Source organism: Gammaproteobacteria bacterium, from assembly GCA_017999615.1.
Classification (GTDB): domain Bacteria; phylum Pseudomonadota; class Gammaproteobacteria; order JAABTG01; family JAABTG01; genus JAGNLM01.
This window is the reverse complement of sequence record JAGNLM010000003.1, coordinates 24,758-47,308: the sequence shown is the minus strand read 5'-3', so window position 1 is coordinate 47,308 and position 22,551 is coordinate 24,758. Positions and strand designations below refer to the sequence as shown.

Here is a 22,551-nt window from a genome sequence, read left to right as displayed (position 1 = left end):
GCTCCATCCTCCTTCATCAATCGTCAAGCATAGCCTTCGTTGCCGAACACCGCGTCCCGGAAGAAAGCCACCAGCGCCTTCTTGCGCCGGTACTCGTGGGCCTGGGAGGGGATGAGCGTCGCCTCCGGCCAGTGCAGGATGGCCATCTCGTTCTCCATGATGGCCGCGCACGAGTTGTCGAGGTACCAGGCGTACATCAGCCCGAACAGGAGGCCGGGCGGCAGGAAGCCCTCTCCGTCGTTCAGCGTGATGCCGTAGCGGCCCGGGTCCCCGGGATGGGGCACCATCCGGGCCAGGGTCAGGTATTCGTGGAGCCGCGCGTCGCTGAGGAGGCACTCGCGCTCCCCGGGCGGGAGCAGCCGGACCTCGTAGCGGCGCGCGCCCCAGCCGTGCGCGCCGTCGAGATGGACCCAGCTCCGCTCTTCGACGTAGCGTCCGAGCAGTGACTCCCCCAGTGCGACCAGCAGGTTTCCCTGCAACCGGTCGGGGTCGTCCAACACCTGCTCGTGGACCCGGATGCAGCGGTCCTCGGGATCGTAGTAGCCCAGCACGGAGTCCCACTCCGTGTTCCGCTTCCACTCCCCCGCCGGCACGACCCGCGCACCCTCCATCAGGTCGAAGTGGCCCGTCTGGATGTCCCGGTTCCGCCAGGCAATGTCGCGCACGACGTCGCGAAGACGCTCCGGCTGGAAGCGCTTGCGGCCGAGGGTGCCCGTGATGTCCGCCCAGTAGCCGCAGAGCGGCTGCGCGCCCCTGCGGTGTCCCTCGGCCGGCGACTCCCCCGTGGGCCCCGCGGCCCCCACCCGCCCGCCCAGATGCCCGCCCGGCTGCCCGCCCGGCTGCCCTCCCAGCCGCCCGTGCTCGCGCGCGAACAGCAGGGCCCGGATCGCCAGGGCGAACTTCTTCGGCTCGTGGTGGATGAAGCCGGACTCCCGTCCGTGCTCCACGGAGAAGATGGTCGACTCGACGGCCTCCACGCCCATCGCCTCGACGGTCCGGCGGTCGAGATAGATGGGCTTCTTCCCCTCGAGCGCGTAGTTCCTCAACACGTCCCCGGAGAGGTGCTGCAGATTGGCGGCGAGCACCACATCGAAGAGCCCCGACCGGCCGCCGGGCACGTTGCGCTCGTAGGCGTCCAGGATCTCGGAGACCCGGAAGCCCCTCCCCCGGTCCTCGTGCGCGATGTCGGTCTCCCCTTCCTCCACCCAGAGGTTAGCGCCGAGGACCTTGAGCGCCGTGCGGTTCTCCCGGATCGCCTGGGCGATGCCCGGCACCTGCAGCGTGGGGATGCTGCTCGTGTACAGGCTGCCCGGGGCGAGCAGGATCAGGTCCGCCTCGCGCACCATCCGCAGGACCTCGGCCGGCACCTCGGGAACGCCGTAGAACTCCGGGTACACGCGGTCCACGGCGACACCGCGGCGCGAGGTGGCCGACTTGCTCTGCCCGTGAAGCTCCACCCCGTTCGCGTAACGGAACACGAGCTGTCCGGGCGCCGCCGTCGCCGGGTGAAGCCTGCCCGGGCGCGCGCCGATGGCGTCCGCGATCCGGTCGATCCCCCTGCGGATGGCCGCCATCGCCGGCGGGCTGCGAAACTCCCCGCCCGTCTCGGCGAAGATCGCCGAGGTGAGGAGCAGGTTGCCGAGGCATTGCCCTCCCACCTCCACCGCGGGGCCGCCCCCGCCGGGCGTCACGAACCGGCCCACCGCGCGCAGGAGGTCCCTCAGCGGCTCGGGGCACGCGTCACGCAAGGGCGCCGGGGCCGCGAGCAGGGGGTCCTCGGCCTCGCCGGCACTCGCCCCCTCCCGGGGAAAGCGGTGGTTGAACACGCTGTGGAGGACCCGGACCAGGGCCTGGGCGCGGCCGCCGTCGAGGCCGTAGCGCCGCCGGAGGTTCCCGGGCTCGACCATGGACAGGCAGAGCTTGCGCAGGTCGCCGATCCCGATCATCGGGAGCTGCTTCAAGAGCTCGCCGGTGGCCCCGCCGTCGTCGGTCGTGCAGACGACCACGTCGAGGTTCGGGAAGACCTGCTTCAGCCCCAGGTTCGGGTTGGCCGGCCATCCCGCCAGGCGTGAATTCCCCCCCACGACCGTCGACAGGCCGGTGCCTCCGCCGAGGACGACCACCCGGACGGGATTGCAGTCGAAGTCCAGCACCCCGCGCACGAGGGCGCGCAGACGCTCGGGGAGCACCACCCCGGGCGTCCCGCTCAGGAGAACCGCCTCGACCAGCTGCTCCGTAAGGAACGTCATGTCCGGTGCCCTCAATGGCGCGGCGCGCCCTGTCGCTAACCCGCGGCAGCCTCCAGCCGCCCGTGCGACGTTGACATCACCCGGGGGCGTCACCTACTTTTTTCGGTTACCCATGGAGACGAGAGAAGTGGAACTCAGGCCGGCACTGCAGGACAAGATACGCCGTCTGCTCCTCAAGGGCGTGAGCCTCCCCAATCCCCTCACCGTCGACATCGGTGACGAGGTGGACGTGGAGCGGATTTCGGGGAACGGGGTCACCATCCACCCGGGATGCCGGATATACGGCGCAAAGACGGTCATCTCGGCGGGTGCGCAGATCGGGCGCGAAGGCCCCGTGACGATCGAGGACTGCCAGCTCGGGCCCCGGGCTCAGCTCAAGGGCGGGTACTTTAGCAAGTCGGTTTTTCTCCAACAATCGAACCTCGGCCTCGGCGCTCAGGTGCGCGAGGCGTGCATCCTCGAGGAAGAGGCCGGCGGCGCCCACTGCGTGGGCCTCAAGCAGACCATCCTCTTCCCCTTCGTCACGCTCGGCAGCCTCATCAACTTCTGCGACTGCCTGATGGCGGGGGGGACCAGCCGCAAGAACCACAGCGAGGTGGGCAGCTCCTACGTCCACTTCAATTTCACGCCCGACGGCGACAAGACCACCGCCTCGCTGGTGGGCGACGTTCCGCGCGGCGTGATGCTGAGCCAGCCGCCCATCTTCCTCGGCGGCCAGGGAGGCATGGTCGGCCCGCTGCGGATCGGCTTCGGCAACATCGTCGCGGCCGGGGGCGTGCTGCGCAAGGACGTCCTCGGCGAGGGCCTGCTGGTCGTCCCCGACCGGCACCCGGGCAAGGTCACGCCGTTTTCGCCGCACGCCTACCCGCGACTCTCGCGCATCGTGCGCAACAACTTCCTCTACCTCGCCAACCTGGCGGCGCTCGAGCAGTGGTACCGGCACGTGCGCCAGCCCTTCTTCGCGGAGCAGGAGCTCGGCCCGCTGGTCTTCCAGGGCGCCATCGAGAAGCTCTCGATGGCCACCGCCGAGCGCTGCAAGCGAATCGAGGACCTGGCCGGAAAGCTCCCCGTCCCCGCCGACCCGGGCACCGAGGCACCGGGCCGGCGCGAGCTGCGCGAGGGCGCGGGCCGCCTGCGCGAGCTGCTGGCCGCGGGCACCGCGCGCCAGGCCGGTGAGCGCGAGCGCGACCGGTTCCTCGCGGGCTTGCAGGCCCACCGGGCGAAGGGCCAGGGCTATCTCGAGACCATCCAGCACCTGCCGGCGGACGTCGTGCAGGACGGCACCCGCTGGCTCGACCAGATCGTCGCCGACGTCACCGCGCTCCTGGCCTCCCAGGTGCCGGCGCTCGACGCGGCCCGCGACTGAGGCGTCGGGCACCACTCAACCTGAGGAGAGCTCCATGGGCAAATTGTTCGGCACCGACGGCATTCGGGGCGAGGCCAACCGCTACCCGATGGACAGCGCCGTCGCCTTCTCCGTCGGCCAGGCGATCACCCACGTGCTCCGCAAGGGCGATCACCGCACGCGCGTGATCATCGGCAAGGACACGCGCATCTCCGGCTACATGCTGGAGAGCTCGCTCGAGGCGGGCATCACGTCGATGGGCGGCGACCCCTATCTGGTCGGTGTACTGCCGACGCCGGGCATCGCCTTCGCGACCTTCAGCATGCGGGCCGACGCCGGCATCGTCATCTCCGCCTCCCACAACCCCTTCCAGGACAACGGCATCAAGATCTTCGGCGGTGGGGGTTACAAGCTGTCCGACGACCTCGAGGGCGTCATCGAGAACCTCGTCCTGGGCGGACAGCTGCCGAAGCTGGTGCCGGGCGTGGCCGAGATGGGCCAGGCGTTCCGCCTGCACGACATGCACGGGCGCTACATCGTCTTCCTGAAGAACACCTTCCCCCGGGACCTCTCCCTGGAAGGGGTCAAGGTCGTCCTGGACACCGCGAACGGGGCCACCTACAAGGTCGCGCCAGAGCTCTTCTGGGAGCTCGGCGCGAAGGTCGAGACGATCCACAACAACCCGAACGGGCTCAACATCAACGACAACTGCGGCTCCCAGCACACCGCGGACCTGCGCAAGCGCGTGGTGGAGACGGGCGCCGCGGTGGGACTCGCGTTCGACGGCGACGGAGACCGCCTGATCGCGGTGGACGAGAAGGGACACGAGATCACCGGCGATCAGATCCTGCTCGCCTGCGCCCGGATGCTGAAGGAGCAGGGCCGCCTGAAGAACGACCTCGTGGTCAGCACCGTGATGAGCAACATGGGGCTGCGCGTCGCGTGCCGCAAGTACGGGTTCAAGCACCACGCGTCGAAGGTGGGCGACCGCTACGTGCTCGAGGACATGCAGCGCCTGGGCAGCGTGCTGGGCGGCGAGGAGTCGGGGCACATGATCTTCCTCGACCACCACACCACCGGCGACGGCATCCTCACCGCGCTGCAGCTCCTCTCGGCGATGATCCGGGCGGGCAAACCCCTCTCCGAGCTCGCGGCGCAGATGGACGTCTACCCCCAGAAACTCATCAACGTGGACGTCAGCCGCAAGCCGGACCTCGCCACCGTGCCGGAGGTGGCCGAGGTCATCCGCCAGGTCGAATCTCAGCTCCAGGACGAAGGGCGTGTGCTGGTCCGTTATTCGGGCACCCAGAACATGTGCCGCGTCATGGTCGAGGGACCGAGCGTGGAGCTCACCGAGAAGTACTGCACCACCATCGCCGACGTGCTGAGGAAGGCCCTCGGCTGACGCCCCGCTCGCCGAGCGCCCCCACGCCCTACCACACAGGATGAAACCGATGCCCATCAAGATCCTCGTCACCCACGACTTCGAGCACATGAGCAGGGTGGGTGCGGACCTGGTCGAGGACCACGTCAACCGCACCCTCGGCCAGAAGCGCGAGATGGTGCTGGGCCTCGCGACTGGCAACTCCCCGACCGGCGTCTACCGGCACCTGGCCCAGGCGGCCAACGCCGGGGAGCTCGACAGCCGCCGGATCCGCAGCTTCAACCTCGACGAGTATGTGGGTCTGCCCGGCGAGAACGCCCAGCAGCGGGTGCTGCATCGGGAGAGCTACTGCACGTTCATGATCGAGCAGTTCTTCAGCCGCCTGGAGCGCAAGTTCATCGAGACGAGCGTCCCCTACGGCTGCCTCATCGATCAGGAGCGCCTCGTCGAGGAGCTCGCGGCGCATCCGGGCGACTGGCGGGAGGACGGCGCCGACGCCGGCCGGTCGATCGTCATCCAGGCCGACGCCTCCTCGGAGTACCTGGCGTGGGTCCGCAGGGAGGTCCTGGAGGCCTACGCCCGCAAGATCGAGCGCGCCGGGGGCATTGACCTGCAGATCATCGGCGTCGGGGGGCGCGGACACGTGGCCTTCCACGAGTCGGGGATCCCCTTCGAGGGCAGCCAGGTGATGCTGGTGAAGCTCGACGACAACACAGTGGCCAACGCGGTGGCCGACGGCCACTTCGCCGCGGTCGAGGAGAGCCCGCGCTACGCCGTCAGCATGGGCGCCGAGCTGGTGTACCGGGCCCGGGCCGTCGTGCTCCTGGCGAACGGGGAGCGCAAGGTCGAGCCCATCGCCCGGTCGCTCCTCGGCGAGCCGACCCCCGAGGTGCCCATCTCCTACGGCCAGATCTACTCGGCCCGCGGCGGCCACCTCTTCTACGTCCTCGACCGGGTCGCCGCCCGGGACCTGCTCGCCTCCCGGTCCGCCCTCGAGGCCCGGGGCGTCGAGTTCTCCCTCGTTCCTTGAGCCCGCTCGAGAGGGCCGTCGCAGAGCTCGTCCGCACCGCGGGCCCCCTCACGGGGATCGAGATCCGCGACCACCTGCGGGGCGAGAGTCCGCTCGCCCTCTGGCAGGCGTGCCGCACCTCGCCGGCGCTGGAAACGAGGACGCTGGGCCGGCGCTACCTGCGGCTCGACCGGCAGGTGGAGGGCTACGCCCGTCTCTCGCCCTCCATCCTGAGGGAGTTCCTCACCTACTCGGTCATCGGGCTCTCGGGCGACCCCGAGCCCCTCGAGGAGCGGGCGCGGGAGGTCACCTCGCGCATCGACGAGACGAGCCGGCAGAAGGAAGAGCTCGCTCGCCATTTCGTCGACGGCATCCGCAGGGAGCTGGGGGATTCCTGGCCGGAGGAACGGGTCTGCGTCATCCTTGCCGGCGACATCGTCTATCGCATGGCGCACCGGGTCCCGCGCCCGGAGCGCAGCACCGGGGAGCTCGTCCACGGCTCCGACATCGACCTCGTGGCGATCGCGACGGACGACGTTCCGGACGAGCTCGTGAGGCGCCTCGACGAGGCCATCTACCGGCACAAGTACAGGGCGCTCGTGACCCCCTCGGTGCGGGAGGAGATCGACTACGTCGTGAAGAAGATGTCGCGCGTGCGCGAGCAGTTGCGATTCGACGACTTCAAGCGCATGGTCGCCTGCAAGATCCTCCACGAAGGCACGCTGCTCTACGGCAGCGAGCCCCTCTTCGCCGAGATCAAGACGCTCCTGCGCGAGCAGGGCGTGGTGCGCAAGCTGGAGGAGCTGGAGGAGAGGGCGCGGGCCGCGCGCGCGAGCGGGCAGGAGCACCTCCTGCACTGCACCCCCGGGAAGATGGGGAGCGAGGAGCGCGTTCTCTTCTATTCCGCGGAGGAGTCCGAAGAGTTCGAGTGAGGGAGGAAGGAAGGATGAAGGCACACCGGATCGCCACCGCCGCCCCCGCCACCGCGACCGCGACGGCCTCCGCCACCATCACCACCACCATCACCGCCGCCGGGATGGCGCTGCTCAGGCTGAGAGTCCTCGGGGTGGCAGTCCTCGGGCTGGCGACGCTCAGCCCCGCCGCCCACGCGGCGGGAGACCCCGCCGCCGGCAAGCAGAAGGCGACCGCCTGCATCGCCTGTCACGGAGAGAAGGGCGAGGGCAGGTCCGGCAACCCGCGGATCGGAAACCTCGGCGAAGAGAAGATCATCGGGGCGCTGAAGGCCTTCAAGGACGGCAGCCGCCCCAGCCAGACCATGCAGCGGTTTGCCAGGGGCAGCCACCAGGACTTCGCCGACATCGCAGCCTACTTCGCCTCCCGAAACTGAGGGCGCCGATCAGAGGGCGCCCGTCAGGGGCGCCGGTCCCAGAGCACCCGCCGGAGGCCGCCGGTCAGAGAACGACCGCGTGCCCCTTCCCGCGCAGGTACTCCTTGACCTGCCGGATGCTGAGGAGCCGGTAATGGAACACCGAGGCCGCGAGCAGGATGCTCGCGCCGCCCTGAGTGACGGCCTCCTCGAAATCCTCGAGCTTGCCGGCCCCGCCGGAGGCGACCACGGGCACGCGGACGGCCTGGGAGATGGCGCGGGTGAAGGGGATGTCGTAGCCCTGCTGCGTGCCGTCGCCGTCCATGCTGGTGGGTAGAATCACGCCGGCCCCCAGCGCCTCGCACTGCCGGGCCCACTCCACGGCATCCTTGCCCACCGCCCGGGTCCCGCCGGAGACGACCAGCTCGAACCCTGAGGGCATGGCCGCATTGCGGCGCGCGTCGATCGCGACGGTGACACGCTCGGGCCCGAACGCCTTCGCGGCCTCGCTCACGAGCTCCGGCCGGCTCACCGCCGCGCTGTTCATGGAGACCTTGTCCGCGCCGGCCTCGAAAAGCAGCTCGATGTCCTGCAGGGTCGAGATGCCGCCCCCGACCGTGAGCGGGATGTCGATCACGCCGGCGACGTTGCGGACCCACTCGAGACGGGTCTTGCGGTTGTCCAGGGTTGCGGCGATGTCCAGCATGGCGAGCTCGTCGGCGCCTTCCTGCTGATAGCGGGCGGCATTCTCGGCGGGGTCTCCGGCATCCTTGATGTCGACGAAGTGGATCCCCTTCACGACTCGTCCGTTCTTCATGTCCAGGCAGGGCATAATCTTGATCATGGTTCCGTGCACCCCCGTCTTGTCCCAGTCTCGTCGACGCGCTCTTCGACGCGCTCTTCGACGCGTTTCGGCCATCAGGCTCCCCGTCACCCGGCGCCCGACAGGCTCCCACCCGCCGGGCGCGCTGTTTTACCACACATGGACACCCGCATGAGCGGACAGGACACGAGGCTCCTCCTCTTCGGCGGGAAGGGCGGTGTCGGCAAGACCACCTGCTCGGCGGCCGTCGCCGTCGCGCTGGCCTCCCGGGGGGTGAGGACGCTCCACCTCACCTCGGACGCCGCCCCGTCCCTCGCCGACATCTACCGCGTGGAGATCGGAGGGACCACGACACCCATCCTCCCCACACTGGACGCGTTGGAGATCACCCAGGACACGGTCGCGCGGGTGTGGAAAGAGAAGTTCGGCCCCGATTTCCTCCACATCCTCTCCCACATCATGGACGTGGAGGGGATGCTCGAGGAGGGGAAACTCGACCTCCTCGATTACATCGGGACCGCCCCGGCGCTGCGCGAGGAGACCCTCCTGGACATGATCCGGGAGATGGCCGAGGGGGGCCGATACCAGAGGATCATCTGGGACACCGCCCCGGCGGGGGAGACCCTCAAGCTCCTGGGGATGCCGAAGCTGATGCGGCAGCACCTGCGGGCGGGCGCCCGGGTCTACGAGGCGGTGGACCGGCTCGCGGGCATGGTCGCCAACCGCAAGACCCTCGCCACGGTCATGGAGGAGTGGGTCCAGCGGTCCGCGCAGCTCGCGGGCTTTCTCCTCGAGCGGACCCGGTTCTTCATCGTGGCCAACCCCGAGGCCCTGGTGGTCCACCAGGCCGAGAGGATGCTCCTCGCCCTGAGGGAGGCGGGATTCGAAGTGGGGGGCCTCGTCGTCAACCGGGTCGCGGAGGGGGACGGCTCCGAGGTCCTGGCGGGCATGCACGCGCGCCAGGAGCCCTACGTGCGCCGCCTGGTGGAGCTCGCGGGGGGCATGCCGGTCGCGAGAGTCCCCCTCAGCGGGGAGGAGCTCCGCGGCGTCGCGCCGCTGCGGGGGCTGGGGGCGATCCTCCTGGAGGGGCTCGGCCTCGACGCGGGCCCGGGATGACGACGAACCTCCGGCGCGGCGGGCCGCGACGAGGCCAGGCGTCGTGCGGGAGACCGACGGCGAGGGCTGCCGGCCGGTGCCGTAACCTGGGGCGGCGGGCCCGGTATACTGGCCTCCCGAGCGGGGGCCCACGAAGGGCCACGCCCGGCTCGTTCCGCACCTCCCGGAGACCCATGAAAATCCGACTGACGCAACTCGCCACCTGTGCCGGTTGAGCGGCGAAGCTCGGCCCCGCCGAGTTGTCGCAGGTCCTGCGCAAGCTGCCGCTCTACAAGCACCCGGACGTGATCGTCGGCGTCGGCGCGCCCGACGACTGCGGCGTCGTGCGCCTCACCGACGACCTGGCGCTGGTGAGCACGGTCGACGTGTTCACCCCCGTGGTCGACGATCCCTATGACTACGGCGCCATCGCCGCCGTCAACAGCCTCTCGGACGTCTACGCCATGGGGGCGCGGCCCGTGTCCGCGCTCTCCATCGCGGGCTTTCCCGACTTCCGCCTGTCCCTCGACGTGCTCGCCGAGGTGCTCCGCGGGATGATGGACGCGGCCGCCGCCTGCGGCGTGCCCGTCGTCGGGGGCCACACCGTGAAGAACTCCGAGCCGCTCTTCGGGCTCGCGGTGAACGGGGTCTGCCACCACGACCGCCTGATCCTCAAGGGGGGCGCCCGCGTCGGGGACGTCCTGGTGCTCACGAAGCCCCTCGGCGTCGGCGTCATGACCACCGCGCTGAAGGCCGAGAGTCTCTCCGCGGAGGGCACCCGGGACGTGACCGCCTCGATGCTCCAGGCGAACGACCGGGCCGCCGCGGTGATGGTCGCACACGGGGCGAGCGCGGCGACCGACATCACCGGCTTCGGGCTCCTCGGCCATCTCCACGAGATGGTGACGGCCGCCGGGGTCGTCGCCGAGCTCGACTGGGGAGCCATCCCCGTGCACCCCGAGGCAGTCGCCCTCGCCCGCAAGGGGATGTTCCCGGGCGGGGCCCTCAGCAACCTCGAGGCCTACGCCGAGCACGTGCATTTCGCCCCCGCCCTCGGCGATTGGCAGCAACTCCTGCTGGCGGACCCGCAGACCTCGGGCGGGCTGCTGGTCGCCTTCGCGCCCTCCCGGCTGGAGGGGGCGCTCGCCGCCTTCCGCGAGGCTGGCGTGCCCACTGCCGTGATCGGACGCCTGGTCGCGGGGCCGGCGCCGCGCATCGTCGTCTCCGGGCGGTAAGGCAGAGCCTCACCGCCCGCCCCGGACGGAACCGCGGTCCCCGTCCGGGGCCCTGGACGGGTGCGGGCTATCCCCGGCGGTGCGACCCCTTGCGCACCGCGTAGTAGACCTCCCGCAGGAACACGCCAAGCGCCCCGATCATGGAGAGCATCGCGAGGATGAACAGCGTCGCCACCACGCGCGAGAGGTCCGTGGAGACCAGCGCGCCGAGGAAGGCCGTCGCCACGACCAGGCACACGAGGAGCGCGCTCAGCACCGCCGCGAAGATGGACCAGTAGATCAGCCGGCCGCGCCGCGCCAGCACCGTGAGCTCCTCGGCCGAGGGGTCTCCGGGGGTGCTGGTGGCCCCCCGGGCCAGCAGGACACGGCGGCGGTCCACGATGCGCCCCAGGCGCACGTTCAGGGCGCCGATGAGCGTGGCCAGCGCGGTCAACAGGAACACCGGCGCCACGGCGAGCTGGATGACCCGGCTGATCTCGGAGACGTGGTCCTGCACGGGTCGAGCCCTCCGTGAACTGGCAAGCGATTCGCCGGCGGTCGGCCGAGGATCGGCCGAAGGTCGGTCGCGGCGCCTTCGAGGATCGCCCGAAGGTCGGCCGAAGGCCGCTCGCAGCGCCTTCGAAGGTCGGTCGCGGCGCCTTAGTGTAGTCGAGCCGTGGGTGGGAAGAATGCCCGGTTCGCGGGCCTCGACCGGTACCGCCGAACCGAGCGGGCCTCGCCCCGGCGCCGGCACAGCCCGCGCGCGGGACGCGGGACTCGTCCCGCCCGGGTCCTGATACACTCGGCACGTGCCTGGCGCCCCCACACCGCACCGGCTCGGCGCTCTCGCCCAGGCCGCCGTCGTCGGCCTGGCAGGGCTCGGCGCGGCTGCCCTCCTTCGCCCCGCCTTCGCCGACGACCTCGTCCTCGCCTCGCGTCCCGTCGGCGAGTGCGCCCTCAGCGTCGAGAGGAGCACGCAGGAGCCGCACGTGCTGCGCGTGCGCACGTTCCACCCGAAGTATCTGGGCTGCACGATCGACCCGACCGCCCTCGTGGCCGTGCTGGAGCAGGCCGTCGGAACTGCGAACGAAGCGCAGACCGGGCCGTTCTACTCCACGATCTCGCTCGGGCGGCTCGTCGACCATCCCTGGCTTTCGGCACACCTCGCCCGCACGGCCGCTGCCGACCCGCGCTGGAATCGCCGCACGGGACGTCCGCACCGGGAGGACATCAACCACTACGTCGCGGAGCTGCTCTCCGGACCCGCGGTCACGGACCGTCTGCAACCCGCGCTGACGGCCGCGGGGTATCGCATCACCCACGCGACGGTCGAGAAGGTGCTCGTCGCCCGGGCACAGGAGATCCCCGCACTCGGAGCCGCACCCGAAGCCGCGCCCGGAGCCGCGCCCGGAGCCGCACCCGGAGCCGCACTCGGGACCGGACTCGGGGACACCCGCCTGCGCGGCCGCCTTCCGTTCGACGCCATGCTCTGGTTCCGTCTGCAGGCGCGATAGCCGGTCGCGCGAGATTGAGGCGCTGCGTGCACGGCGTCCTCGCTCAGGTTGCCCCAGCCGGGCCGCCAGCCGCTTCAGTCGTCTGTTTCAGTCGTCTGTGTCAGTCGGCTCTTTCCATCGGCTGTTTCAAGCTGACGGGGAAGATGTTAGAAAGTCACTTCCCCTACCCCTCCGGAAGGCCGGTCCCATGATCACCGCAATCGTCGTCTTTTTCGTGATCGCCTACGCCGCCATCGCCCTGGAACACCCTCTCAAGATCAACAAGTCCGCGTCCGCACTTCTGGGCGCCGGCGTGCTGTGGACGATCTACGCACTCGCCGCGGGCGATCCGCACGTGCTGAACGAGGAGCTCGGCCACTCGCTGATGGGCACGGCGCAAGTCGTGTTCTTCCTGATGGGTGCCATGACGATCGTCGAGGTCGTCGACGCCCACAACGGCTTCGAGGTCATCACGGAGCGCGTCCGCACCTCGCACCTCTCGTCGTTGATGTGGATGGTGGCCTTCGTAACCTTCCTCCTCAGCGCGATCCTCGACAACCTGACGACCACGATCGTGATGATCTCGCTCATGCGCAAGCTCCTGGCGAATCACGACGACCGACTCTTCTTCGCCGGCATCATCGTGATCGCCGCCAACTCGGGAGGTGCGTGGTCCCCGATTGGCGACGTCACCACCACCATGCTCTGGATCGGCGGCCAGATCACGGCAGGCGCCATCGTCACCTCCGTCCTCCTGCCCTCGCTCGTCAGCATGATCGTGCCGCTCGCGATTACGGCCTACGCCCTGCGCGGCCGGCTGGTGGTGGGCAGGACGGTGGTCGACGTGGATCACGGACTGCACACCAATCCGTTCGAGCGAAATCTGATGTTCGTCCTGGGGCTCGGTATCCTGGTGGCCGTGCCTGCCTTCAAGACGGTGACCCACCTGCCTCCGTTCATGGGCGTCCTCTTCGGCCTGGGGATCCTGTGGCTGGTGGGAGACCTCCTGCACCGGCGCAAGAACGACGAGGACAAGTACCGCTTCACGCTGGTCCACGCGCTGACCCGCATCGACATGGGCTCGCTCGTGTTCTTCGTCGGCATCCTCCTTTCGGTGGCCACGCTCGAGCACACCCACGTGCTCTCCTCGCTGGCGCAGTGGCTCAACGAGACGGTGGGACGCCTCGACGTCATCGTGCTCATCATCGGGGTCGTCAGCGCCATCGTGGACAACGTGCCGCTCGTGGCCGCGTCGATGGGGATGTACAGCCTCACGACCTATCCCCCGGACCACTTCCTGTGGGAGTTCCTCGCCTACTGCGCGGGCACGGGAGGGTCGATCCTCATCATCGGGTCGGCAGCGGGCGTCGCCGCGATGGGGCTCGAGAAGATCGATTTCTTCTGGTACGTGCGCCGGATCAGCGGGCTCGCGCTGGTGGGCTACTTCGCGGGCGCGGCCGCCTACCTGCTCCAGCACCAGCTCGTGGGCTGAAATGGAAATGGGGACATTCTGGGTTTCCGGAGAGCAAGGCGGATCAAGGCTTCCGCGGCACCGGCGGTGATGGCGCGGAGAGCCGCGCCGCACTTGGCTCGGCGGGAATGCAGAATGTCCCCGTTTCTCCCCGTTTCTCAGTGGTAGCCCTCGCCCGCCCGCACCTTGCCGCGGAAGACGTAGTAGGACCAGGCCGTGTACATCAGGATGAACGGGATGATCCCGAGAGCCCCGAGCAGGGCGAAGCCCTGGCTCTGCAGGGGTGCGGCCGCCTCCCAGAGCGTGACGTCGGGCGGGATCACCATGGGCCACAGGCTGATGGCGAGCCCGGTGTAGCCGAGGAACACGAGCCCCAGCACGTACAGGAACGGCGCGGCGTGCGGCTCCCCCTGCAGGGGCCGCCACAACCTGAGCGAGAAGACGGCCACCAGTAGCGGCACGGGAGAGAAGAAGATCGTATTCGGCAACGTGAACCAGCGCCGGGCGATCGACTCCTGGCTGAGCGGGGTCCACACGCTCACCGCCACGATGAAGCCGAGGAGCACCCAGAGCAGCGGGCGGGTGAGCCCCGTCATCGTCGCCTGCAGCGGCCCCTCCGTCTTCAGGATGAGCCAAGTGCTGCCGAGCAGCGCGTACGCCGCTACGACCCCGAGCCCCGTGAACAGCGGGAACGGCGCCACCCAGTCGAACGGACCGCCGGCGAAGGCGCGGTCCACCACCGGGATCCCCTGGATGTAGGCCCCGAGCGCGACGCCCTGGAAGAAGGAGGCGCTGAGCGAGCCGAGAATGAACGCCTTGTCCCACAGATGGCGCTCGTGGTCGTGGGACTTGAAGCGGAACTCGAAGGCGACCCCGCGCAGGATGAGACCGAGCAGCATGAAGACGAGGGGCAGGTAGAGCGCGCTCAGCACCACCGAGTACACCAGCGGAAACGCCGCCATCAGCGCCGCCCCGCCGAGCACCAGCCAGGTCTCGTTGCCATCCCAAACCGGGGCGACGGTGTTCATCATCACGTCGCGGTCGTGCTCCGCGGGCACGAACGGGAAGAGGATCCCGATGCCGAGGTCGAAGCCGTCCATGACCACGTACATCATCACGCCGAAGAAGATCAGCACCATCCAGATGACGGACAAGTCGATACCCATGTTGGTCAGCTCCTCGTCGGCGCCGCGTCCGAATCGTCGTCGGTCGCGGCCGAAATGGGACGCATCGGCTGGCGCTCGTGACCCGGTCCACCGCTGACGGCGGTGTCACCCTCGTGCATGACCGGCCCCCTGGCGACCAGACGCAGCATGTAGCCGATGCCCACGGTGAACACCGTGAAATACACGAGCACGAACAGGGCGAGCGAGATCGAGAGCGGCTGCACGCCGTGGTTGGACACCCCCTCGGCGGTGCGCTGCAGGCCGTAGACGGCCCAGGGCTGACGGCCCACCTCGGTGGTGACCCACCCCGCGAGCAGGGCGACGAGGCCGGTGGGCCCCATCCACAACATCGCGCGCAGGAAGTTCGGCGAGCGATAGACCTCCCCGCCCCGGCGCAGCCACAGGCCCCAGAACCCGAGCAGGCTCATCAGCACGCCGAGCCCCACCATGATCCGGAACGACCACAGCACGACCGCCACCGGCGGCCGGTCCTCGGCCGGGAAGTCCTTCAGGCTCGGGATCTGGCCGTCCCAGCTGTGCGTCAGGATGAGGCTCGCGAGGTGCGGGATGGTCAGCGCGAAGCGGTTCGTCTCGGCCTCCTGGTCCGGCAGCGCGAACAGCACCATGGGCACGCCCTCGCCGGGGTGGTTCTCCCAGTGCCCCTCCATCGCCGCGACCTTCACGGGCTGGTGCTCGAGGGTATTCAGGCCGTGGAAGTCGCCGACCACCGCCTGCAGCGGCGCCACGATGAGCAGCATCCACAGGGCCATCGAGAGCATGGTGCGGATGGCGCAGTTGTCCCGCCCGCGCAGCAGGAGCCAGGCCGCCGAGGCCCCGACGAAGAGCGCGTTGGACAGGAAGGCCGCGATGGCCATGTGCGCCAGCCGGTAGGGGAAGGACGGGCTGAAGATGACGGCGAGCCAGTCCACCGGGACCACGCGCCCGTCGACGATCTCGAATCCCGTGGGCGTCTGCATCCAGCTGTTGGAGGCGAGGATCCAGGTCATCGAGATCAGCGTGCCGAGCGACACCATGACCGTCGAGAAGAAGTGCAGCCCCGGGGAGACCCGGTTCCAGCCGAACAGCATGACGCCGAGAAAGCCGGCCTCGAGGAAGAAGGCGGTGAGCACCTCGTAGGCCAGCAGGGGGCCGGTGACGCCGCCCGCGAAGTCGGAGAAGAAGCTCCAGTTCGTGCCGAACTGATAGGCCATCACCAGCCCGGAGACCACGCCCATGCCGAAATTGAGCGCGAAGATCTTGACCCAGAAGTGGTACAGGTCCCGATAGAGGGTCTGCTTCGTGTACAGCCACAGGCCCTCGAGCACGACCAGGTAGGCGGCCATGCCGATCGTGATCGCGGGGAAGATGATGTGGAAGGACACCGTGAACGCGAACTGTGTCCGCGCGAGGTCCAGGGCGTTGAGGTCGAGCATCCGACTGCCTCCGGCTTGCGGGCGCGGGGCCGTGGCCCCGGGGGGGGTAAAGGTGAAGGATAGACGCTCGACGGCAGAGTTGTCCTTGCCCTGGGTGATCCAGCGCCGAGTGCCTACGGGCCGCCTTCGGGGCGCCTACGGGCCGCCTTCGGGCCGCCTTCGGGCCGCCTACGGGTCGCCTACGGGACGAAACCGAGCTCGCGCTGGTGGCGAATGGCGAGCACCCGCACCTCGTCGCGCGCGACGACGAATCGGTACAGGGCCAGGTAGCCGGTGCGCCCGTAAGAGATGACGAGCTCCCGGACGTCCCCTTTCACGCGCTGGCCGATCAGGGGATGGGAAGCGAGCGCGTTGACGGCGCCCTGTATCGCCACGACGGCGTCGAGGGCCACCTGGGGATTCTCGTCACGCAGGAACTGAAAGGCGCGCTCGAGATGGGACAGTGACCGCGCGGAATAGACTACCGACGCCACGGCGTGGGGCGCCTTGCCGCAGGGTCGCGCGCCAACCGGCCCAGCCAGGCATGAACGTCCTCCGCACGGTACACCTCCCCCGTGCGCTCGATGTCGGCGTCGGCCGCCAGGGCCTCCTCGACGAGGTTGCGCATCTGTTCCTCGTAGGCCGTGTACCGCTCGACCGCCTCGATGATGAGGCTGTGCGCCGAGCGGCCGGTCTCCTCTGCGAGGGCATTGACCCGCCCGCGGAGCTCGGGGGGAAGGCGGATGGTGGTCGTGGCTGTCATGGCCAGGCTCTCTGGGGATGCCTCGATGTACTACAAAAGTAGCACGCCCGGTGGCGTGCCCGCAAGTCCGGGGCGACGGCTGCGCCCGGGCGGCGGCTGCGCGCGGCCAGGAGGCGGCTATGCCCGGGCTGCGGCTGCGCGCGGTCAGGCGGCCATGCTGCGGGCGGCGGCTGCGCAGGGTCAGGCGCCGTCTGCGGGCGCTCAGGTTCGCCCTGGCGCCCGCTCGGGGGGGAGCGGATGGAGGTGAACCGCGAGCCAGAGGGCACCCTCCGACACGCTCCGGACCGTGTGGGGCGTGCCCGCCGGGATGAACAGGCAGTCCCCGGAGCGCAGCGCGACGCTCTCGCCGGCCATCTCGATCACCGCCTCGCCCCGCACCAGCGCGACCCATTCGTCCTGGGTCTGCACCTGCTCGCTCGGGGTGATCGACGACGAACTGACGATGCGCTCGACCACCAGGTTCCGGTGGGCGAGGAGCGTCTCGAAGCGCTCTCCGCGGGAGGGCGGCGTCGCGCCGGCGAACAGGTTCTCGATCTTCATCGAGGGCGGGTCAGGGCACCTTGCGGGACGCAACGAGGAGACCCGCGACCGGCTGCCCGGCCTCCAGCCGCAAGTCCACGCCCTCCAGCCTCTCGACTGCCAGGGCCGCCTGGGCCAGCACGCCCCGAACGTAAGGCTCCGCGTGGCTGTATCGCCCACTCGCCTCCAGGCAGAAACCTGGGGCTGCCGCCGGGCTCGGCGGCGATGCCGGCCGCGGCGCCGGCCAACAGGACCAGCACGAACACCGCCGAAAGCCGACGCAGGTAGTGAAGACCCGCGCCGCTGCCGAGGGCCCGGGCCACCGCGGAAACCAGGGCCGTCATCATCACCGGCAACACGCACATCGTCAGCAGGTCGAGGTAGACCTCGCCGACCGGTGCGGCCATCCGTGCGGCGCGCGGGGCCCACAGCCCGAGGCCGGCGCCCACCCCGACACTGGCCAGCAGCACCCAGGGGCTCGCCGCCCAGCGCCGAAGCCGCTCGCGCGCCGGCATCGGGGGCATCGGGGACACTCTGGTCTGCCTCTCCACCACACGCCTCTGGGCGCGCTCGGACACCCGAACCGGAGGCGGCTCGGGCTCCAGCCCCCCCAGGCATCCTAGACCGTGGACGGGCGCCGCGCACGGAGCCAATATTCCCCAAGGCAACCGCAGCGCAGAGGGGCCCCGTGTCGGCGGCGCGCGCAATCGATTCAGGTCCCCAGGGGTCTGGGGGTCCAGGGACCGGGACCCCGGGTTCGGGGTCACGGTTCCGGGGTTCGAGGGTCCAGGTGAGTAGAGGTCACGGCACCCTGGCCGTCGCAGGCGTCGGGCGCCCGTCAGGCACCGCGTGGGCGTTTCTGTGCCTCGGTTTCGGTCACGCCTTCTGTCATGTCTTCTGTCACGCCTTCTGTCTCGGGCTTGGTTTGGGCTACCCCGGTGCGGCCGCGGCCGAGGAGGCGGCGAGCCCGCTCAGTCTCTACGCGACGAGCGACGGCTCGCTCTTGAAGGGCACTCTCTCCCTCCAGTTCGCCCAGTTCTTCCAGGATTCGTCCTGGTTCGGCGCGTCCCGCGCCAATCTCGGCAAGAAGTCCGACCACTGGACCGAGGTCGTGGCGACGCCCGGTCTGGTCGGCGCTCATCCCCTGGCCGGGGGCGGGACCCTGTACGGGCGCCTGAGTGTCGTGGGGGGCCTGACCGGCCGGGTCGACTCGGCCGGCTCCACCGTCGGCGACGGGGACGGTGAGTGGCGGTGGGAGGACGCCTACCTCGGCTGGCGCTCCGGAGAGCTCCTGAGCGGTCTCGGCGAGGACGCCCTCGACCTCTCGGTCGGCCGCCGGCAGTACACCGCCGGAACCGGTTTCCTCTTCTTCAACCAGTCCGGGAACGGCGGCGGCCGCGGCGCCTACTGGACCGGCGAGCGCAAGGCGGCCGACCTGACCGTCCTCACGCGCCTGAAGACGGGACCCTGGGGCGTGGACGTACTGTACCTGGAGGCCGACGACCGGCCGGACACCCACACCCGCCTCGCCGGCCTGACGGTCGACCGTTCCCTCGGCGACCTGGGCTCGCTCGGCGGCGGCTTCTACCGGGTGCTCGGCTCCGACACGCGCACCCGCGACGGCATGAGCGTCTACGACGTCCGGGTCGACCTGACGCCCCTCCCGGCCCTGCCCGGCCTGGGCCTGCAGGGGGAGTACGTCTACGAGGACAACGGCGAGCGACTCCGGGCCTCGGGCTGGTACGCGCAGGCCTCCTACCGCATCGACCGTCTCCCCTGGACGCCGACCGTCGCCTACCGCTACGCCCACTTCCAGGGCGACGACGACGGCTCGCGCCGCAGCGAGGACTTCGACCCGCTGTTCTACGGATTCTCCGACTGGGGGTTCTGGTACCAGGGCGAGCTCGTCGGAGAGTACGTCCTCGGCAACTCCAACCTGGACACCCATCTCGTGCAGGTGAAGGCGACGCCGTCCGACTCGGTGACGGTTCGCGCCCTCTACTACGACTTCCGTCTGCACCGCCCCGAGAGCCTCGGCGTGCACAGCGAGGACTTCGCCCGCGAGCTCGACCTCGCCCTCGACTGGTCCGTGACCGAGCGACTGCAGGTGAGCGCGGTCGCGGCCCACGTCCGTCCCGACCGCGGCGCCCGCGAGCTCACCGGCGGCGACGAGCCCTGGTCCTACTTCATGGTGTGGGGAAAGCTGTCGTTCTAGCAGGCGGCCGGACCACGAACGGCGGGCCGCGGGGCGCAGGGCGCGGGGCCGTCGTTCCAGCAGGCGGGCATCCATCAGGTCACGCCGGGGCGTAACACGCGTAGCCCTGCAGGAGCCTGTCGAGCGCGGCCTGGCCGCCTTCGATGGCCGCCTGCCCGTGCCGGGTCACCGCGTCGTCGAAGCGCGGGCCGACCAGCCGCTCCAGCTCGGCGTCGCGGTACGCCCGCAGGCGCGTGGGGGAATAGGCCCGGTCGGGCTGCACCTCGCCGGGGTGGTAGCGCGCGAGTACCCAGTCGTCGACCAGGCGCAGGCCCAGCACCGCGAAGTACGGCGCCAGTCCCTGGGATGCCCGGGCCTCGAGCCCCTTGATGTCCTTGCGCCCGAACGTGACCTCGCCGGTGACTGTGGTCTTCACCTCGAGGGCGAGCGAGCGCCCGCCGGGCAGCTCGACCTCCAGGTCGATGCCCTGCGTGCTGCGCTCGGTGAGGCGCGTCGCCCCACACTCGCAGAGCGCGATGGCGAGGAGCTTCTGCACGAGCTTCCCGTACTCCTGGCCGCTGCGCTCGGCGAGGTCCCGGAGACGACGGTGCACCTCGATCCTCACAGGACCTCCCTCACAGGACCGTCCTCACAGCACCCCCTCGCAGCACCCCCTCGCAGCACCCCCCGTCACAGGACCTCCTCGCGCGCGATCGTGCTCCCGACCTCCTCCTGCCAGGGACCGAGAAACAGGAAGCGGCGCTCGGCCGGGACGTGGGTGCGCAGGCGCTCGACCAGGGGTGAGGGGACCGCGGCGATCAGGATGTGGCAGCGCTCCGAGAGCCGGCGCAGGGCCTCGGCCAGGCCCTGCTGATGGGCCTCGTCGAGGCTCTGCACCGGGTCGTCGAGGACCACCCAGGCGAGCCCCTCCCGGGCGGCGGCGTCTTCGGCCTGCGCGAACAACGCAGCGAGGGAGAGTGCGTTGATGGCGGCCTGATTCATCACCGGGACGGCGGACTCGCCGGTCCCGTCCCACAGCTGGTAATCGAGGCCCTTCGGCGTCCTGTGCGCGTGCACCTGCACGCCCCGGGCGCCGCCGCTGCCCGTGATCGCGGCGAAGTACTCGCCGAGCGTCCGGTTCACTTCCTGCACGCGGGCCGCCGAGCGCTCCGTCTGGGCCTCGCGCGCCGCCTCTTCGAGGCACTCCACGTCGGAGGCGTATGCGGCGGCCTCGTCCACTGCCTTCTCGAGCTCGGCCCAGGCGGGGAGCGCGCCGAGCTCTACCGGAGTATGGGCCGCCTGGGAGGCCAGCGCCCAGTCCCGCAGGTCCTTCAGCAGAAGCCGGTCGGCGTCGTGGTCCGAGAGGCTCGCGTCCCGCGCCGAGTCCAGTTGCTCCAGGCGGCGCACCTCGGCGGCGAGCCGGGCGCGCTCCGCGTTGGCGGCCGCGAGCACGTCGGCCGGCACCGGCGCCGGCAGGTGCTGCACGAGGTCCTTGCGCTGGCGCTCCCACGCCGACCACGCCAGGTTCCGCCGCCTGGCGAGGCCCCGCAGTTCCTGGAGGGCCCGCTCGGCCTCGTCCCGCGCGGCGCGCCGCTGGTCCCGGACCGCGGTGAGCGCCTCGAGGGTCTGCGACCCCTGGCTCGCGAGCGCGGCGTCGATGCGCGCCGGGAGGTCAGGGACCACGCTCTCGCAGACGGGACACCGCTCCGGGGCAGCGCGGGCCGCGAGCACCGACCGGGCGTCCCGGAGCAGCGCCGCCAGCGCGTGGGCGGCCTTGAGCGCGGCGTCCGCCTCCGCGAGGGCCACCTCCGCCGCCTGGTGGCGCTGGGTGCGCAGGGCCTCGTCTCCCCCGCTCGCCACGGCTGCGGTGAGAGACCCCTCCGCCCCGCGCCAGGCGGCCTCGCTCGGGGCGGCGAGCTCGAGGGCGGCGGCGAGCGACCCGGACCGCCGGCGCAGCGCCGGAAGGTCTCGCAGCACACCGGGGCTGGCGCGCACCACCCCCGGCCAAGCGCCGGCCCAGTGGAGCACCGCGGCGAGGTCGGTGGGTGTGGGGGGGGTGGGGGCCTCGGTGGTGGCGGTGGCGGTGGCGCTTATGTTGGTGTTGGTGTTGGCTTCGGCCTTGCTGCCGGTGCCGGTGCCGGTGCCGGTGTTGGCGTTGGTGTTGGTGTTGGTGTTGGTGTTGGTGTTGGTGTCCGGCAGCGTGACGGAAACCCCCAGGGCCGCCGCCAACCGCCGGGCCCGGTCGAGGAGCCGCTGAGCGACCTCGGCCTCCAACGCGGGCCCGAGTTGCCAGCGCTCGAGGCCTCTCTGCGCGAGGAGGCGCTGCTCCAGGGCGATGACCTGCTGCTGGGGCCGCCAGAGCGCCTTCTGGACCTCCTCGCCGAGGCCGGCCAGCACGGCGTCGACCTCTCGCACGAGCGCCCCGGCCTTCAGCCCGGCGAGCGTGTCCCGCAGCTCCCGGTCCTCGCCGAGCCCGAGGAGCCCCGCCAGGATCGCGGACCGGTCCGGTTTCTCCAGCACCCGCTGCCGGGCCGCCTCCTGGTGAAAGCAGTGCGCCCTGCGGTACGTCTCCCAGTCGCCGAGCCCGTGCCCGGCGAGCCAGCGCTCGGCGGCCTGCCCCGTGAGGGGGGTGGCATCCGCGACCACTGCCCCGGGAGCGCCCCTTGCGGCGGGCGTGGCCGCATCCGTGCCGGGGGACGTGGTGGCGTCGACGCGCCGAACGGTGAGGTCGTCCCCTTTCGCCGCCCTCGCCTTACCCGAGCGCCGCCGGCGGACCCACACCTCACCCTCGGGCGTGGCGAGCGCGAGGGTGACCTCCGTGGGCGACTCCCCCGCGCCGCGCGGGCGCACCTCCCAGTCCGCCCGCTCGCCGAGCCCCGAAGCGGCCTTCTCCACCCCGGCGCCGAAGAGGCACCACTCGATGGCGTTGAGAGTGCTGCTCTTCCCGCAGCGGTTCTCGCCCACGATGACGGTCAGCCGCCGGTCGAGCGGCAGCCGCCTGCGGGCCCGCCAGCCGCGGAACTCCTGCACCTCGACCCAAAGGGGCCGGATCACGGCAGGGCCTCCTGCGTCCCGCGCCGGAGCCGT

The 22,551-nt window shown here is 70.6% G+C and carries 21 protein-coding genes; 10 read left to right on the top strand and 11 right to left on the bottom strand.

From position 1 onward, the window contains the following. Positions 1-23: 23 nt before the first annotated feature. On the bottom strand, positions 24-2,249 hold the full coding sequence (locus tag KA217_04495) for a YvcK family protein (GenBank protein MBP7711708.1): 2,226 nt from the start codon (positions 2,247-2,249) through the stop codon (positions 24-26). Positions 2,250-2,376: 127 nt separating this feature from the next. Between KA217_04495 and KA217_04490 the strand changes: the two genes are divergently transcribed. From KA217_04490 to KA217_04470, 5 genes are all read left to right on the top strand, one after another. Then, positions 2,377-3,615 carry a UDP-N-acetylglucosamine pyrophosphorylase gene (locus KA217_04490; protein ID MBP7711707.1) on the top strand — a complete coding sequence of 413 codons (1,239 nt, stop codon included), beginning with the start codon at positions 2,377-2,379 and terminating at the stop codon, positions 3,613-3,615. A 34-nt stretch (positions 3,616-3,649) separates the two neighbouring features. Beyond that, positions 3,650-4,999 (top strand): phosphoglucosamine mutase, encoded by a 1,350-nt coding sequence (locus KA217_04485; GenBank protein MBP7711706.1) that lies wholly within the window; start codon positions 3,650-3,652, stop codon positions 4,997-4,999. Between the two features lie 49 nt (positions 5,000-5,048). Continuing rightward, positions 5,049-6,008, top strand: coding sequence for a 6-phosphogluconolactonase (locus tag KA217_04480; protein ID MBP7711705.1), 960 nt, complete (start codon positions 5,049-5,051; stop codon positions 6,006-6,008). Continuing rightward, the gene (locus KA217_04475) at positions 6,005-6,919 is read left to right on the top strand and encodes a hypothetical protein (protein ID MBP7711704.1); all 915 of its coding nucleotides are present in this window, start codon (positions 6,005-6,007) and stop codon (positions 6,917-6,919) included. Before KA217_04480 ends, KA217_04475 begins: the two co-directional genes overlap by 4 nt. 104 nt (positions 6,920-7,023) lie before the next feature. Next, a complete protein-coding gene (locus tag KA217_04470) occupies positions 7,024-7,335 on the top strand; it encodes a c-type cytochrome (protein ID MBP7711703.1) in 312 nt (103 codons plus the stop codon). A 64-nt stretch (positions 7,336-7,399) separates the two neighbouring features. Here the strand turns inward: KA217_04470 and hisF are convergent, their stop codons facing one another. Then, a complete protein-coding gene (gene hisF / locus KA217_04465) occupies positions 7,400-8,158 on the bottom strand; it encodes an imidazole glycerol phosphate synthase subunit HisF (protein ID MBP7711702.1) in 759 nt (252 codons plus the stop codon). 150 nt (positions 8,159-8,308) lie between these two features. Between hisF and KA217_04460 the strand changes: the two genes are divergently transcribed. Beyond that, positions 8,309-9,253 carry an ArsA family ATPase gene (locus KA217_04460; GenBank protein MBP7711701.1) on the top strand — a complete coding sequence of 315 codons (945 nt, stop codon included), beginning with the start codon at positions 8,309-8,311 and terminating at the stop codon, positions 9,251-9,253. Between the two features lie 239 nt (positions 9,254-9,492). Then, on the top strand, positions 9,493-10,467 hold the full coding sequence (selD, locus tag KA217_04455; protein ID MBP7711700.1) for a selenide, water dikinase SelD: 975 nt from the start codon (positions 9,493-9,495) through the stop codon (positions 10,465-10,467). Between the two features lie 67 nt (positions 10,468-10,534). Here the strand turns inward: selD and KA217_04450 are convergent, their stop codons facing one another. After that, complete coding sequence (locus KA217_04450; GenBank protein ID MBP7711699.1) at positions 10,535-10,963, bottom strand: DUF2721 domain-containing protein; 429 nt, start codon at positions 10,961-10,963, stop codon at positions 10,535-10,537. Between the two features lie 292 nt (positions 10,964-11,255). On the opposite strand from KA217_04450, the gene KA217_04445 reads away from it, so the two are divergent. After that, complete coding sequence (locus KA217_04445) at positions 11,256-11,960, top strand: hypothetical protein (protein MBP7711698.1); 705 nt, start codon at positions 11,256-11,258, stop codon at positions 11,958-11,960. A gap of 187 nt (positions 11,961-12,147) precedes the next feature. After that, a complete protein-coding gene (gene nhaD / locus KA217_04440) occupies positions 12,148-13,431 on the top strand; it encodes a sodium:proton antiporter NhaD (protein MBP7711697.1) in 1,284 nt (427 codons plus the stop codon). Between the two features lie 137 nt (positions 13,432-13,568). Here nhaD and cydB read toward each other — a convergent pair whose 3' ends face one another. The 6 genes from cydB to KA217_04410 form a co-directional block, all read right to left on the bottom strand. After that, positions 13,569-14,576: a cytochrome d ubiquinol oxidase subunit II gene (cydB, locus tag KA217_04435; GenBank protein ID MBP7711696.1), complete on the bottom strand. Its 1,008-nt coding sequence runs from the start codon at positions 14,574-14,576 to the stop codon at positions 13,569-13,571. A 5-nt stretch (positions 14,577-14,581) separates the two neighbouring features. Beyond that, entirely contained in the window at positions 14,582-16,009 is a 1,428-nt protein-coding gene (locus KA217_04430) for a cytochrome ubiquinol oxidase subunit I (GenBank protein MBP7711695.1), read from the bottom strand. 179 nt (positions 16,010-16,188) lie between these two features. After that, positions 16,189-16,482, bottom strand: coding sequence for a type II toxin-antitoxin system RelE/ParE family toxin (locus tag KA217_04425; protein ID MBP7711694.1), 294 nt, complete (start codon positions 16,480-16,482; stop codon positions 16,189-16,191). Next, on the bottom strand, positions 16,470-16,751 hold the full coding sequence (locus KA217_04420) for an Arc family DNA-binding protein (GenBank protein MBP7711693.1): 282 nt from the start codon (positions 16,749-16,751) through the stop codon (positions 16,470-16,472). Before KA217_04420 ends, KA217_04425 begins: the two co-directional genes overlap by 13 nt. A 201-nt stretch (positions 16,752-16,952) precedes the next feature. Continuing rightward, positions 16,953-17,291, bottom strand: coding sequence for a cupin domain-containing protein (locus KA217_04415; GenBank protein MBP7711692.1), 339 nt, complete (start codon positions 17,289-17,291; stop codon positions 16,953-16,955). Further along, positions 17,288-17,803 carry a cation:dicarboxylase symporter family transporter gene (locus KA217_04410; protein ID MBP7711691.1) on the bottom strand — a complete coding sequence of 172 codons (516 nt, stop codon included), beginning with the start codon at positions 17,801-17,803 and terminating at the stop codon, positions 17,288-17,290. Before KA217_04410 ends, KA217_04415 begins: the two co-directional genes overlap by 4 nt. Positions 17,804-18,060: 257 nt before the next feature. On the opposite strand from KA217_04410, the gene KA217_04405 reads away from it, so the two are divergent. After that, positions 18,061-19,485: an alginate export family protein gene (locus tag KA217_04405; protein MBP7711690.1), complete on the top strand. Its 1,425-nt coding sequence runs from the start codon at positions 18,061-18,063 to the stop codon at positions 19,483-19,485. Positions 19,486-19,564: 79 nt separating this feature from the next. Here KA217_04405 and KA217_04400 read toward each other — a convergent pair whose 3' ends face one another. Both KA217_04400 and KA217_04395 read right to left on the bottom strand, forming a co-directional pair. After that, positions 19,565-20,089 (bottom strand): hypothetical protein, encoded by a 525-nt coding sequence (locus KA217_04400; GenBank protein MBP7711689.1) that lies wholly within the window; start codon positions 20,087-20,089, stop codon positions 19,565-19,567. Between the two features lie 65 nt (positions 20,090-20,154). Beyond that, complete coding sequence (locus KA217_04395; GenBank protein MBP7711688.1) at positions 20,155-22,518, bottom strand: AAA family ATPase; 2,364 nt, start codon at positions 22,516-22,518, stop codon at positions 20,155-20,157. Positions 22,519-22,551: the final 33 nt, after the last annotated feature.